Consider the following 14,614-nt stretch of genomic DNA (forward strand, 5'->3'; position numbering starts at 1 on the left):
ATATAAGTACATCTCTTAACCAGAGTTCAGGTTAACTTAAAAAGTATAAACGTCAGAGACAAAAAAAGCGCCTAAAGGCGCTTTTTTTCGTTCACACAAAGCGTGGCTTATAAGCCAGCTGCTGCGCGAAGTGCGTCTGCTTTATCTGTACGTTCCCATGGGAATTCATCACGACCAAAGTGGCCGTAAGCCGCTGTTGGTAAGTAAATTGGGCGCTCAAGATCAAGCATTTGAATTAAGCCGTAAGGGCGTAAGTCAAAGTGTTCACGAATAAGTTCGATTAAACGAGCTTCTTCTAATTTGCTAGTGCCAAACGTTTCAACACTGATTGACGTAGGCTCTGCAACACCGATAGCGTAAGAAACCTGTAGCTCACACTTATCAGCAAGGCCAGCAGCAACAACGTTTTTAGCGACATAACGTGCAGCGTACGCAGCTGAACGGTCAACTTTTGATGGATCTTTACCTGAGAAAGCACCACCACCGTGACGTGCCATACCGCCGTAGGTATCAACAATGATTTTACGACCTGTTAAACCACAGTCACCCATTGGGCCACCGATAACAAAACGGCCAGTTGGGTTGATGAAGAATTTCGTTGCGCTAGTAATTAGCTCAGCAGGAAGTACTGGTTTGATGATAGTTTCCATAACCGCTTCTACTAAGTCATTTTGTGAAATTTCTTCACTGTGCTGAGTAGAAAGAACAACCGCATCAATGCCAACAGGCTTACCATTTTCGTATGCAAACGTTACTTGTGATTTTGCATCAGGACGTAACCAGTTAAGCTCGCCACTTTTACGTACTTGCGCTTGGCGTTGAACTAAACGGTGAGAGTATGTGATTGGTGCAGGCATTAGCACTTCAGTTTCATTACATGCGTAACCAAACATTAAACCTTGGTCGCCAGCGCCTTGTTCTTCAGGGCTTGTACGGTCAACACCTTGGTTGATATCAGGTGATTGCTTACCGATTGTGTTTAAAATTGCACACGAATCAGCATCAAAACCCATGTCTGAATGCGTGTAGCCAATTTCACGTACCGTTTTACGTGTAATTTCTTCGATATCAACCCATGCGCTAGTAGTGATTTCACCACCGACCATGACCATACCGGTTTTTACGTAAGTTTCACACGCAACACGTGCATGAGAATCTTGCTCTAAGATGGCATCTAGTACCGCGTCAGAGATTTGATCCGCGATTTTATCCGGATGACCTTCAGAAACTGATTCAGAAGTAAATAAATGTTTTGCCATTGTATTTCTGCTCACAAATATTGCGCTTCACAAACGTCGGTAAGAGCGCTAAAAAATTAAGGGACGTATTTTATCTAAAACAAATATATTTGCATAGTAATTTTACGCCTAGACGTCTAAATAAAATTACTAATAACTTTTAGTTCTTAAAAAATTTTCATAATAGCCAATTTAATCAGGGTTTTTAATTGCACACAGCCCCTACAATAAGTAAGAATGGGTGTTCTTGAAAAACACACAATCAACCAGCGCAAATACAGTAAAGGTAGGAGAATTCATGCCGTCTCGCAAAGAACTTGCAAATGCTATTCGCGTCTTATCAATGGACGCAGTACAACAGGCCAAATCTGGCCACCCTGGAGCCCCTATGGGCATGGCAGATATCGCAGAAGTACTATGGCGCGATTATCTAAATCATAATCCAACTAATCCAGAGTGGGTAGACAGAGATCGATTTATACTCTCAAACGGCCACGGTTCAATGCTTATTTATTCTCTATTGCATTTAAGTGGTTATGACTTGCCGATTGACGAAATTAAAAACTTCCGTCAAATGCATTCAAAAACACCGGGTCACCCAGAGTATGGGTATGCACCTGGTATTGAGACCACTACGGGCCCACTTGGTCAAGGGATCACAAATGCTGTCGGTATGGCGATTGCTGAAAAAGCGCTAGCGGCTCAGTTTAACCGTGAAGGCCACGATATTGTTGATCACTTCACATACACATTCCTGGGCGATGGTTGCCTTATGGAAGGTATTTCTCATGAAGCGTGTTCACTTGCTGGTACGTTAGGCCTAGGTAAGTTAGTGGCATTTTGGGATGACAACGGTATTTCAATCGATGGCGAAGTCGAAGGCTGGTTCAGCGATGATACGCCTGCGCGTTTTAAAGCTTACGGCTGGCATGTAATCAGCGGTGTTGATGGCCATGATTCAGACGCTATTCGCGCAGCAATCGAAGAAGCACGCAGTATCACAGACAAGCCAACACTAATTTGTTGTAAAACAGTGATTGGTTACGGTTCACCTAATAAATCAGGTAGCCACGATTGTCACGGTGCACCATTAGGTGAAGACGAAATTAAAGCAGCACGTGAGTTCCTTGGTTGGACTGGAGAGGCATTTGACATTCCAGCTGACATCTACAGCGAGTGGGATGGCAAAGAAAAAGGCAAGCAACTTGAAGCAAGTTGGGATGAAAAGTTTGCAGCCTATGCAGCGGCACATCCTGAGCTAGCAGCAGAGTTTAAACGTCGTACAAGCGGCGAGTTGCCAGCTGATTGGGCTGAAAAATCACAAGCTTATATTGAGCAACTTGATGCAAACCCAGCAAACCCTGCATCTCGTAAAGCATCACAAGATGCACTGAATGCATTTGGTCCTTTATTGCCAGAATTTATGGGCGGCTCTGCTGATTTAGCAGGTTCAAACCTAACAATTTGGAAAGGTTCTAAAGGCCTTGAAGCCAATGACGCAAGCGGTAACTACATCTACTACGGTGTGCGTGAGTTTGGTATGTCAGCAATTATGAATGGTATTGCGCTGCATAAAGGTTTTATCCCTTACGGCGCGACTTTCTTAATGTTTATGGAATACGCACGTAACGCTGTTCGTATGGCTGCATTAATGAAAGTGCCAAGCATTTTTGTATACACGCACGATTCAATTGGTTTGGGTGAAGATGGTCCAACTCACCAACCAGTAGAGCAAATTGCGAGCATGCGTTTAACGCCTAACCTAGTTAATTGGCGTCCGTGTGACCAAGTTGAGTCTGCAATCGCATGGCAACAAGCGATTGAACGTAAGGACGGTCCAACGTCACTTATCTTTACTCGCCAAGGTCTTGCTCAACAAACTCGTTCAGCGCAGCAATTAAGCGATGTGAAAAAAGGCGGTTATGTACTTAGCTGTGATGGTGAGCCTGAGCTTATCTTAATCGCGACTGGCTCTGAGGTGCAATTAGCACAAGACTCTGCGGCTGAATTACGTAAGCAAGGTAAAAAGGTGCGTGTTGTATCAATGCCATCAACAGATGTATTTGATGCGCAAGATGCTGCTTACAAAGAAAGCGTATTGCCAGCAAGCGTTTCACGCCGCGTAGCTGTAGAAGCGGGTATCGCTGATTACTGGTACAAATACGTTGGCCTAAATGGCGCAGTAGTCGGCATGACGACCTTTGGTGAGTCTGCCCCTGCTAATGAGCTGTTTGAACACTTTGGTTTCACAGTAGAAAACATCGTCAACAAGGCAAACGAACTGTTCTAAGTGTTGAGGTATTAATGGTCAGCTATTAATGCCGAGCCTAACAAGAGAAAACCCGCTTAGTGATATAAACTAAGCGGGTTTTTTATTATTTTCTCATTGAATGCAGGCTAACATTATAAGCAAATTAGCCAGAGTAAGCGTTAAATAAAATCGAGAGTATGTTGGTTAAAGTTGGCTAAATTAGGGAATATATCCACCAGTTCTGAATCGGGTACCCCAAACCACTTAGCGAGTGTTGCAAAGTACTGCTCATTGGCAACGTCAGGTATTAATCGGCCACCTCGGGTGTCTTTTGGACCACCTAAATGTTGAGTCAATAATGAACCATATAAATCGCCACCATTAACCGCGCCACCCATAACAAGATGATTACCCGCCCAGCCATGGTCTGTGCCATCGCCATTAGAGGTTAACGTTCGGCCAAATTCACTCATGGTAAACAGGGTTACATTATTGTGTTGGTTTAAGTAAGCCATTGCGCGGTTAAACTCAGACAGCGATTGCGATAATTGACTCAGTAATGAAGCATGACTGCGATTTTGATTGCCATGAGTATCAAAGCCACCCATAGACACATAAAACACCTGACGTTTACACCCTAACTGAGATTGAATAGAGATGGTACGCGCAATCGTTTTAAGCCTGCGTGATAGTGTTGAATTCGAAAACACACCATCAATAGGATCAGACGACTGAAGTGCTATATTCATCGCAGAAGTTTTATCTATGGATGCTTTCACGCGAGAACCATACGCCTGTGAAACTGGGTTTGTTTGCCCTGTTAATACGCGATTAAATAGATTGCTCACGTGCTCGCTTCGCTCTTGAGAGCCACTTAATGCGTCAATACGACTTATACCATTGCTGCTTAAGCTAAAGGGCATACTGTCGCGGCTGGTTTGCCAGTGATTCATTCCTGAAAGTGAAATATTTCCGCCAAACTGTTCACTTTGCTCTAAGCGCTCTAATAGCCTTGCCCCCCAGCCACTATTAAGGGAACGTTGCTCTTGACCATACATCCACGTTGCGCGCTGTTTGTTATGTGAAAAAAGATGCAGCGGCAGCGGCACTGATTTATTGATAACATCTTGCTGTGTTGTGGGCGCAATCAAACTGCCAACGCCGGTAACAAAGGCCAGTTGGCGCTCTTCAAATATACTTTGCAATGGCGCTAAAGAATTGTGTAAACCAACACCGCCTTCCTGCGCAGTATCAGGTGACAATGGTAAAGGGTTACTAATCGCCAAATTTTGTCGACTTGCTTCATACAAACTGCGCGCTTCGCCTTCAACTGGCACTAGCATGTTTAAAGAGTCATTTCCGCCACTTAAATAAACACATACCAGCGCTTTATATTCATCCCCCACGGCACTGGTCGAGCCTTGAAAAGCTTGCAATTGCAATTGGGTCAATGCAGCCATTGATATCCCGCCTTTTAAACATAGGTCTAAAAATTTTCTTCTATCCATGACTCTCTCCTATTGTTGCAAGCTGTATTCGGCTGACACGGTAATTAAGTAAACGATATACGAAAGCCTTAAATGGCTTTCACTTGACGAAAAATAAGCGTCCATATCATAAATTGCGTTGCGCATGTCTTGTGACATGGAGCCTGCAAAAAATAATGTGTCGTACTTATCGATAACTGCATTTAAGCCAAAGTTAGCCAGTAACTCCAAGTCATCAGCCATGTATAGATAGACGTAGTTTTCATTGAGTTCGTCATAACGCTCTGCAACGCGTCGGCTCATTTCATTAAAATGAGTATTCAGTGTATTGATAACATAAGCATCGTTGGCAATTTGCAATTCCGGTGCAACGAGCATAGAGCCTGACAGCTCTTGAGGTTGATGATCGGGCTGATAAAAGTTAAACACAGAAGGGGATTGCAACGGGCCTTGGCCAAACTGTAAGCTTAAATTGCTGGTGTAATAACGATTATTTAACGACTTAGCCTTAAATACCCGCCACAGTTGCATTTGTTTAAGAAGTGGCTCTCTAATTTTACCAAAATAGGCAAGGGGGGCGGCGAACTGCCGAGCCTCAGGGTCAAGGTAGATTGCTTTAATTACCGCACTCAAGTCACCTTTAACACCTTGGCCATTATCATTAAAAACCTGTGCTACTCGTGCAATGTAATTAGGAGATGGGTTTGAGGTAATTAATTTTAAAATTAATTGCTTACTTATAAACGGGGCCGTATTTGGGTGTTCAAATATGGTATCGAGCGCTATTTTAAGTGAGGTTTCTGCATCAGTATTGGCAGGAATAACGACATCACTAATTAAATGTTTTTCAGCGGTAGAATGATACGCCTCGAATGGGCTCATAAGAATTGAATGGTTATTACTCGGGCGACCCCAAAACTCACTGGCACCAAATGTCCACCCTGTAAACACTTTAGCAAACCCTTCAATATCAGCTTGGGTGTAAGCGGGAATAGGCAGGCCATTTTCGTCTTTTTTTGGCAAGCCGTTAATTTCGAGCTCTTCTAAGCCTAAGCTAAATAACTGCAGAAGCTCTCTGGCATAGTTTTCATCAGGGCGAATGTTACGCTCTTCGTCGGCTTTTTCGTTGCCCAAATGATCTAAATATTTTCCCATAATAGGCGATCGGGAGATGGTTTCGAGAATATCACGGTAATTACCAAATGCATTTTCTAACAACATATCGTAGTAACTCACCATACCCTTAGGCTCATTGGCGAGTGAGTTATTAAAATCAGACACCACAAAAATTTGGCTCATAGCATAGGCTACACGTTGCCTGAGTTGATCAGATGCGTTAATGCTGCCTTTCCACCAAGCATCAATACGGTTAATTTGCCGAGGGTAATCTCTATCAGGGTAGTTTTCCAGGTAATCAACATGGTAATTAATGGGTAGCTGCATTTGAGCATCTATCCACTCTTCAGCGCTTAACCCCTGCGCCGATAAAATCTCTTCATAGGTTGGACCTAAACTAGCCTGATGAAGTAATCGAGCCGCGTGTGCAAGGTCCATAGTGGCTTTGGCTGTAAAGCCAAATTCAAACTCACTTTGTGCGCCGTGTTCATCCGTTACTCTAAGCAAAAAGCGATACGTTTCATCATATCCACTAAGGGGAGAGGGAATAGTCACTGTTAACACGTCATCGCTTGAGGTTTCAATTGGCTGGCCCGAAAGCTGTTGCCAACTATAACTGAGTGTATCGCCTTCTGAATCACTTGCGCTGGCGTTTAAAGTGAGGGTTTGGCCGTGGCTCACATTATCGGGAGGGGAGAGGCTAATAACCGGAGCTGTGTTATCGGTGGTCGTATCGTCATCTGACGGGTCCTCGCTAACAGGAGGGGTTGTTGGGGTATCTGATACAGGTGCTTCCTTACTTGTGTTTGCTTCATTGCCACCACCACATGCAACTAAAAAACAACTTGTAAGGATAGCCAGTGCTATACGCTTACTCATTTCAATGCCTTAATGTTAATTAAATTATTAGTAATTTAGCATTGTAAATTTAATGTTGCTTAGTTATTTGGTATGAATTTTATTCACGTTTCTGGTCATACCTGAACAAGTAAGTGGCTACTACTCGTTCGCATAATAAAAATAAGGGACACAACCTGAACGGTTGGTTAATTTTTCACGTTAGAAAATTTTAAAATACTGCGAGCCTTAAGTCATGTTTGCAATAAACTATGCGGGCATTGTGTTGTTGGCACTTACTTTGATAGGCACTGCGTTACCCTTTTTATCATGTATAAAGTGAGTTTTAAGGCCTAAACCATTTATGTGGCTTGGGTGGGGGGAAGTGACAGCCTTTTACGTGAGCATTTTTCACATCTTGTTCCTTGCAAGGCTTATGAGTATCAGGCACTGTGGGTGTTAATAAATTATAAAACAATAAACAGGAGTGAGGATGTCTCAGTTTGATAATGTCAGTGTTGTTAAAACAGCGAACGTGTACTTTGATGGTAAAGTGTCAAGCCGTACAGTGATTTTTGCAGATGGCAGCACCAAAACATTAGGCTTTATGCAAGCGGGTGAGTTTGAATTTGCGACTAGTAAAAAAGAGCTGATGGAACTTAACGGTGGTCAGTGGGAAGTGTTACTCCCCGGTGAAAGCGAATGGAAAACTATGTCAGCGGGTGAGTCATTTAATGTTGATGCTAACATTACTTTTCAAGTAAAAGTGACTGATTTTGCCGATTACTGTTGTTCGTACACTTAATATACAAATTAAGTGAATAAGCTAAAAGCCCCGCAACACGCGGGGTTTTGCATATTTAATGCTCTTAGAATGATCTGAATCAGCTTTACTAACAAATAAATGTCATATTTCTGTGTTTTGCGCTTGTGTAAATCTAAATAGCCCCCAATACTAGAGTTGAGGTAACAATAAAAAGGATACCCTATGAAAATTAATCTTTCTGGTCACCATGTTGACGTTACTGACTCTATTAGAGAACACATCAACGAAAAGTTTTCAAAAATTGCGAGCCATTTTCCATCTCTGATCGCACTCGATATTATTCTTTCGAAAGAGCATCATAAGCTCCAAGCAGAAATTAGCACCATATACGAAGGCGCGCGTTTATCGGTAAAAGGCGAGAACGAAGTTCTTTATCCTGCCATTTCAAGCGCAGCTAAAAAACTCGATGCGGCACTAAAGCATCGTAAAGGACAAATCAAAGCGAACCTACACGAAAAACCAGTGAGCACAACACCTGAGATTGCTCACGAAAAAGTTCAAGAAATGGACTTACGTTAATAATTAAAGGCGCTAGGTTCTAGGTAACTAGGATCTAGCGAACCGTTTAATCTTCCACTCACTTTCTCACTTTCAATCCTCACTAAAACGCTGTAACTTGCTTATTAATAAAAATAAAATGTAAGCATGGACATGCATTCAACAACATCAACTTGGCACACTCGTTTAAACGCATTAGGCCCCGGTATATTAATGGCAACGGCGGCAATTGGTGGTTCTCACCTTGTTGCATCAACCCAAGCAGGCGCCATATTTGGTTGGCAGTTGTTTTGGCTCATTGTGGTTATTAATGTACTTAAATACCCGTTTTTTCGCTTTGGTATTGAATACACACTCGCCACTAAAAAAAGCCTAGTTGAAGGCTACCAAGGTAAAGGCCCGTGGTTTTTTTACAGCTTTATCGGTTTGAATATTATAGCTGCGGTAGTGAATACGGCTGGCGTGTTATTACTCACTGCAAGCCTGCTGCACTATGCGCTGCCAATGAGTATTTCAGTAACCTTATTATGTTGGTTAATATTAGCGGTTTGCTTAGTTATTTTATTACTTGGCCATTTTAAAGCGCTTGATAACGTGGCTAAAGCGATTATGGGCTTACTCACTATAGCTACCGTGATAGCGCTTGTTATTGCAGTTAGTAATGGCGCTATGAACCATGGAACACTAGCACCTGTAGATTATATTGGCCCGTCACCGTATGAGCTTGCTATGCTGGGGTTTATGGTGGCGTTAATGGGGTGGATGCCCGCACCGATTGAAATTTCAGCGCTTAGCTCATTGTGGCTTAAAGAAAAACAAAGCCAACAAATGGTAACATGTGAGCAGGGCTTGTTTGATTTTAATGTTGGTTATTGGCTAACCGCCGCATTAGCGCTGGTGTTTTTCTCCTTGGGTGTGCTAGTGCAATACGGCCAAAACAATGAAATTGCATTAGGCGGCGTGGCATTCGCAAAGCAGCTTATTGATATGTACGCCTTCACAATCGGCGAATGGGCGCGGCCTTTGGTGTCGGTTATCGCTTTTTTATGTATGTTTGGTACTACCTTGACGGTGCTCGATGGCTATGCCCGCACACTTAATGAATCACATAAATTATTAGGTTTTAAGCAATCTAAACACAGCTTAAATATCTGGCTAATACTGCAATCATTCGCGGGCATGGCGGTGATTTTATTTTTTAAATCAGCCCTCGGCCCCATGCTTACCTTTGCCATGACACTTGCGTTTGTAACGACTCCCATTTTTGCATGGCTTAATTTTAGTTTAGTGCGCTCAGAGCCCAGTATTCAACATTCTAAACGAGTACGTACTTTAAGTTGGGTAGGCTTGGTTTATCTGATTGGTTTTGCGTTGGCGTTTATAATTTGGAAATTAGCCGCTTAAAAAGTAATAAATAAAACCGTAATACAACGAGTAAAGAGGAATAAATGAACATTAAAACTGGCGAACTTGCACATCCAGATGTTATTGCATTATTGCAAGGCCACCATAAAGATATGCTACAGCATAACATCACAAGGTTATTATCAAGCCATACGTAGAATGGTTGCTCGGGAAAAACAACTAGAGCCAGTCAAAGGTTTAGTCATGTACTGGCGACAGTTTATGCCTCGTATAGGAGGAAAAAAACTGTACAAACTTATCAAACCAAAGCTTGAATCGCTCAGCATTAAGCTAGGAAGGGATAGCTTTTTTGATTATTTGAGGGAAAATCATTTGCTTGTTAAACCAAAGAAAAACTATATCAAGACAACCAACAGTCAGCATTGGATGCGTAAGCATCCTAACTTACTGAAAGAGTACAAACCATGTACGGCTGAAGAAGTCTTTGTTAGTGATATTACTTATGTAAAGTCAGAGCAAGGTGTACATTATTTATCTCTCGTCACTGACGCCTATAGCCGAAAAATTATGGGATATGAATTAAGTGATGAAATGAAAGCAACAGATGTCGTAAAAGCGCTCGATATGACTGTAAAAGAGCGGCTATATCAGAATGATACTATCCATCATTCTGATAGGGGCTTACAGTATTGCTCAGAGGTGTACCAAGCTAAATTAATAGAAAGTAACAACATTACACCTTCGATGACCGATGGATATGATTGTTATCAGAACGCACTAGCAGAGCGAATTAACGGTATATTAAAACAAGAATTTCTTTTATATAAATGTCGAAATATCGATGAATTAAAGCGACTAGTTGAAGAATCAATATTTATATATAATGAAATGAGACCGCACTTAAGTTTGGGAATGCAAACACCAAATCAAGTACACAAAAAAGACCAGGAGCAAAAGCTACTGGCCTTTCATTAAAAACCGTCAACCTATTTCAGGACGGGACACGGCATTGATAGCCGCCTACAGCTATTTTTTATTTTTTGAATAATAAGCAGTCACTAAAAGAAGATAATTTAACGTCGTCTTTTTACTTCATCATTGTCTTTATCGCAGCTTGTTGGCATGTTGCTTGTTTGATATTTAATGTACTGCTGCCGTTCACATAGAAAATTAACCACTAAGATAGTTTTTAACTTCTGTTTTTTTAGTTTCGTTATAGTCATTCACAGAACAATTAAGCGCTAGCAATTTAAGTGCTTACTTTACTGAATCAGAATAATTAAAAAGGAAAATACAATGAATAAATTAACAGTAATTTCATTCGCAGCAGGTGCTTTGTTTACTAGTGTTTGTGCTGCTAAATCGCAAGAAACACAGTTTGTTGAAGGAAGCTGGCAAGGAAACTTGTCGATAACAGCTGAAAAGTCAATGGAAATGGTATTTCACTTCAAAAAAGTAGAGTCGGGCTTCAAGGCAACAGTAGATGTGCCCGTTCAACAACAGTTTGGCTTAGAGTTTAATAAAGTGATCGTTAATGGTGATAAGGTAGAGTTAGCGATGGATGTGGCTAATATGAAATACAGCGCTACATTCTCGAGTAATGAAATTACGGGAACTTATTCTCAAGGAGCTTTTAAAGCGCCATTAACTTTAGTGCCAGCAACTAAAACGGCTATGAGACAGAAAAAAATTCAAGAAAACTTCGACAATCTACCTTATTCAGTTGAACAAGTGCAGTTTAGTAGCATAACGGGTGAGCATCAGTTATCAGGTACACTTTCATATCCGGCGGGTGATATTAAATCAGTGGCTATATTACTTTCGGGTTCTGGGCCTACAACGCGTGATGCAGATGCATTTGGTCATAAGGTTTTTGCGGTGCTGGCTGATCAGTTAACACGACAAAATGTTGCAGTGTTGAGATATGATGATCGGGGAGTGGGTAAGTCTACAGGCGACTTTTCTGCAGCCACCAGTAAAGATTTTGCTAATGATGCTAATGCAGCTTACCAATTTATAGCGAATAATCTTAAATTTAAGAGCAGTAATATTGGCTTTATTGGCCACAGTGAAGGCGGGTTGATTGGGGCAATTGCCGCAGCAGAAAACCCGAATGTTGATTTTTTTGTCAGTCTTGCGGGGCCGGGCACTAGTGGCGCACAAATATTAATTGACCAATCATTTCATATACAACAGTTAAGAGGCATGGATAAAGAACGCTTAGAAAAGGATGATAGATTGCAGAAAGAAGTTGTTAGCGCTATTGCTGACGGAATTTCAGAAGAAATGCTTATTAAATTGCTGGTTAATCAAAAGGTTCCAGTAGCACAGGCCAAGGCACAAGCAAAACAGATGACTTCTCCTTGGTTTGAATTCTTTGTAAAAGAAGACCCTAAAAAATACCTATCTCAATTACATATTCCCGTACTCGCACTGAATGGAGAGTTAGATGCTCAAGTGTTGGCAGACCAGAACATAGCGGGCATTAAGCAAGCGGTTAATTCATCAAAATTAACCACAACTATTTATGCGGGGTTAAATCACTTATTCCAACCTGCAGTAACCGGTTTACCTGAAGAGTATAGTCAAATTGATATTACTTTTTCAGAACAGGTAAGCATAGACATTAGTCGCTGGATAAAGTCACTCGGTTAACAAAATTGTTAGTTAAAGTTGTATAAAGCCTTTGCTATTTGAGGTTGGCAAAGGCAAAGTACGACAGCTGCCTCTTGTAACCTGTAAAAATCAATTTACCCAATTGAACGATAACTAACGCTATGAATAATAAAATCCAAACGACAGAAAAAATAAATAATTTAAATATCTTATTTTGGAGCCTGCAAATAGGCGGTTGGGGCCTATTTACTCTGTTAAATTTAGCGGGTAGACAATACTTTGTTCACTTTCATTTTTCTGAGTTGGTCAATTCAATAGTGCTCGGTGTTTGTTTGATTATTTCAACTGGCGGGTTAAGAAAATTCTATCAATATAAGCTAAAGGCAAAAAGTTTGTTGACCGGTTTTTTACAAATATTAGTCGGCTCAATGATTGCTGCACTTGGCACTATATTGTTATATGCAGTAGTTATTGTGCCCAATCAAGTGGCTATTTTTAATACGAAAGATGAATTGCTGTGGCAACAAATTCTACTGAGCTCACCGATGATATTCTTTTTAATACTTGCTTGGTCAGCTATCTATGTAATGTTCAAAAAACAGCAACAATTAAAATATGCTCAACAAGAACAAGACACTTTAGTGCAATCATTAAAGGCGGCTAGATTAGAGGTATTGCTAAGTCAGATAAATCCTCACTTTATCTTCAACGCGATTAACAATATTCGAGCGTTGATTTTAGAAGATACAAATAAAGCACGTGACATGTTGGCCGATTTATCTGGAGTTATGCGCTATACCATGCAGATAGACCGAGAGGAGTTAATCCTTTTTAGTGAGGAAATAGAAGTAGTTAAGCAATTCATTGCATTAAATAAATTGCAATTTGAAGACAAATTACAAGTGCAGTATAACGTAGTTGATAAAACGTTAAATTATTCGCTTCCCCCAATGATTTTACAGTTATTAATTGAAAACGCACTTAAGCATGGTATTGGGAAACTAAAGCAAGGTGGTAAGGTTGTGATCACTAGCCAATCGTATGAACATTATTGGACAATCACTGTCGAAAATAGTGGTGAATTATTACTTGATACGGCGCAAAACCATGAGAATCCTGGTGTAGGAATAAAAAATATTAAACAACGTTTATCGCTTGTTTATGGTGAACAAGCTAGCTTTTCGCTTGCATCATCATCTAGGGGGGTTATTGCTACCATTAAGCTCCCTTTATAAACTACGTATATCAAACAGGGCAAATAGTTTAGTGTGCAACTTTAATCAGTGGAAACCGAAATGATAAAAGCAATTATTGTTGAAGACTCAAGGTTAGCAAGGCTTGAGCTTAAGTCGCAGCTAGAAGAAATTAGCGACATCTATTGTGTTGCTGAGGCAGAAAGTGTTGAACAGGCACTTGAGGTATATGAAGTACACAAACCAGATATAGTGTTTCTTGATATTAATTTACCAGACGGCAGTGGCTTTGACTTTTTAGCACAACTTGCACAGGCCCCCCATGTAATTTTTACAACGGCTTTTGACGAGTTTGCTTTAAAAGCTTTCGATCAAGATGCGATTGACTATTTGTTAAAACCCTACACTCAAAAAAGGTTAGGGCAAGCGTGTGATAAATTTAAACTAATTAATGCTAACGAGCATAATAAGGTACCGGTTGACCCTAATAGTTTAATGACCTTAGGGAGCCAGTTCTTTGTAAAAGATGGAAAAAGCTGTTGGTTAATTAAACTTGATCAAGTAGAACGTTTTGAAGCTATGGGCAATTATACTCGTGTATATTTTGAAGATAAAAAACCTATGATATATAGAACACTTGCGCAAATTGAACCGCGCCTACCTAGTGACAGTTTTTTTCGAATAAGCCGACAGAATATAGTGCAATTAAATAAAATTGTTAATATAACCCCTTGCAGCTCCGGCGGCTTAGAACTTATGTTAAAAAGCGGTGCCATAGCTGAGGTGTCGCGCCGTCAAGCCAGTGTATTTAAGTCAATGTTAGCGTTGTAATTTGCCTACTGAAATAAGTTAACTTATTGGCTGACAAAAAAATTTTAAGCCACTGAACTTCAATGCGAACTATCTCAATGTTGAGCGCGCTTTTGAAAACTAATCAATATAGACCCCATGACTATTCTGTTATTCAAAGGGAGTAAAATAGGACAGGCACAAATTTTTTGCAAAACTCACAGTATCAACTACTGTTGTTATATACAGTTAAACTAAAGTTGATATTTTATGACTCGTGCAAGAAAAAAGCTGATTGATTTAGCATCCACATCTTATTATCACTTGATCTCACGATGTGTTAGGCGCGCATTTTTGTGTGGAGATGATAAATACACAGGTCAAAACTTTGATCATCG

General features: G+C 40.7%; 10 protein-coding genes and 2 pseudogenes. 9 read left to right on the plus strand and 3 right to left on the minus strand.

Going from position 1 to position 14,614, the window contains the following annotated elements:
- Positions 1 to 107: 107 nt before the first annotated feature.
- The gene (metK, locus tag ATS75_RS18040; RefSeq protein ID WP_058561814.1) at positions 108 to 1,259 is read right to left on the minus strand and encodes a methionine adenosyltransferase; all 1,152 of its coding nucleotides are present in this window, start codon (positions 1,257 to 1,259) and stop codon (positions 108 to 110) included.
- Between the two features lie 277 nt (positions 1,260 to 1,536).
- Here metK and tkt point away from each other — a divergent pair, with 277 nt between their 5' ends.
- Positions 1,537 to 3,528: a transketolase gene (gene tkt / locus ATS75_RS18045; protein ID WP_058561815.1), complete on the plus strand. Its 1,992-nt coding sequence runs from the start codon at positions 1,537 to 1,539 to the stop codon at positions 3,526 to 3,528.
- A 140-nt stretch (positions 3,529 to 3,668) separates the two neighbouring features.
- Here tkt and ATS75_RS18050 read toward each other — a convergent pair whose 3' ends face one another.
- Both ATS75_RS18050 and ATS75_RS18055 read right to left on the minus strand, forming a co-directional pair.
- Positions 3,669 to 4,997, minus strand: a complete 1,329-nt coding sequence (locus ATS75_RS18050; RefSeq protein ID WP_058561816.1) for a DUF1501 domain-containing protein — start codon at positions 4,995 to 4,997, stop codon at positions 3,669 to 3,671.
- Positions 4,998 to 5,006: 9 nt separating this feature from the next.
- Positions 5,007 to 6,971, minus strand: a complete 1,965-nt coding sequence (locus tag ATS75_RS18055) for a DUF1800 domain-containing protein (RefSeq protein WP_058561817.1) — start codon at positions 6,969 to 6,971, stop codon at positions 5,007 to 5,009.
- 451 nt (positions 6,972 to 7,422) lie between these two features.
- Here ATS75_RS18055 and ATS75_RS18060 point away from each other — a divergent pair, with 451 nt between their 5' ends.
- The 8 genes and pseudogenes from ATS75_RS18060 to ATS75_RS20690 form a co-directional block, all read left to right on the plus strand.
- Entirely contained in the window at positions 7,423 to 7,734 is a 312-nt protein-coding gene (locus ATS75_RS18060) for a pyrimidine/purine nucleoside phosphorylase (RefSeq protein WP_058561818.1), read from the plus strand.
- A gap of 183 nt (positions 7,735 to 7,917) precedes the next feature.
- Positions 7,918 to 8,274 carry a ribosome hibernation-promoting factor, HPF/YfiA family gene (gene hpf / locus ATS75_RS18065; RefSeq protein WP_058561819.1) on the plus strand — a complete coding sequence of 119 codons (357 nt, stop codon included), beginning with the start codon at positions 7,918 to 7,920 and terminating at the stop codon, positions 8,272 to 8,274.
- Between the two features lie 132 nt (positions 8,275 to 8,406).
- A complete protein-coding gene (locus ATS75_RS18070) occupies positions 8,407 to 9,657 on the plus strand; it encodes an NRAMP family divalent metal transporter (protein ID WP_058561820.1) in 1,251 nt (416 codons plus the stop codon).
- Between the two features lie 123 nt (positions 9,658 to 9,780).
- Positions 9,781 to 10,593, plus strand: a pseudogene (locus ATS75_RS18075) (IS3 family transposase); the annotation flags it as partial.
- Positions 10,594 to 10,914: 321 nt separating this feature from the next.
- Complete coding sequence (locus tag ATS75_RS18080; RefSeq protein WP_058561822.1) at positions 10,915 to 12,273, plus strand: alpha/beta hydrolase family protein; 1,359 nt, start codon at positions 10,915 to 10,917, stop codon at positions 12,271 to 12,273.
- A gap of 122 nt (positions 12,274 to 12,395) precedes the next feature.
- Complete coding sequence (locus ATS75_RS18085; RefSeq protein ID WP_058561823.1) at positions 12,396 to 13,469, plus strand: sensor histidine kinase; 1,074 nt, start codon at positions 12,396 to 12,398, stop codon at positions 13,467 to 13,469.
- 60 nt (positions 13,470 to 13,529) lie between these two features.
- On the plus strand, positions 13,530 to 14,258 hold the full coding sequence (locus ATS75_RS18090) for a LytR/AlgR family response regulator transcription factor (protein ID WP_058561824.1): 729 nt from the start codon (positions 13,530 to 13,532) through the stop codon (positions 14,256 to 14,258).
- Between the two features lie 228 nt (positions 14,259 to 14,486).
- Positions 14,487 to 14,614: pseudogene (locus ATS75_RS20690) on the plus strand (alpha-amylase family glycosyl hydrolase); the annotation flags it as partial.

Origin of the sequence: Pseudoalteromonas sp. H105 (assembly GCF_001469215.1) — a bacterium.
Classification (GTDB): Bacteria; Pseudomonadota; Gammaproteobacteria; order Enterobacterales; family Alteromonadaceae; genus Pseudoalteromonas.

Bases quoted from the DNA above. Each gene is read 5' to 3' on its own strand.
- tkt (WP_058561815.1), top strand. From the start codon at position 1,537: ATGCCGTCTCGCAAAGAACTTGCAAATGCTATTCGCGTCTTATCAATG.
- ATS75_RS18085 (WP_058561823.1), top strand. From the start codon at position 12,396: ATGAATAATAAAATCCAAACGACAGAAAAAATAAATAATTTAAATATC.
- ATS75_RS18050 (WP_058561816.1), bottom strand. From the start codon at position 4,997: ATGGATAGAAGAAAATTTTTAGACCTATGTTTAAAAGGCGGGATATCA.
- ATS75_RS18080 (WP_058561822.1), top strand. From the start codon at position 10,915: ATGAATAAATTAACAGTAATTTCATTCGCAGCAGGTGCTTTGTTTACT.
- ATS75_RS18090 (WP_058561824.1), top strand. From the start codon at position 13,530: ATGATAAAAGCAATTATTGTTGAAGACTCAAGGTTAGCAAGGCTTGAG.
- ATS75_RS18055 (WP_058561817.1), bottom strand. From the start codon at position 6,971: ATGAGTAAGCGTATAGCACTGGCTATCCTTACAAGTTGTTTTTTAGTT.
- ATS75_RS18060 (WP_058561818.1), top strand. From the start codon at position 7,423: ATGTCTCAGTTTGATAATGTCAGTGTTGTTAAAACAGCGAACGTGTAC.
- ATS75_RS18070 (WP_058561820.1), top strand. From the start codon at position 8,407: ATGCATTCAACAACATCAACTTGGCACACTCGTTTAAACGCATTAGGC.
- hpf (WP_058561819.1), top strand. From the start codon at position 7,918: ATGAAAATTAATCTTTCTGGTCACCATGTTGACGTTACTGACTCTATT.
- metK (WP_058561814.1), bottom strand. From the start codon at position 1,259: ATGGCAAAACATTTATTTACTTCTGAATCAGTTTCTGAAGGTCATCCG.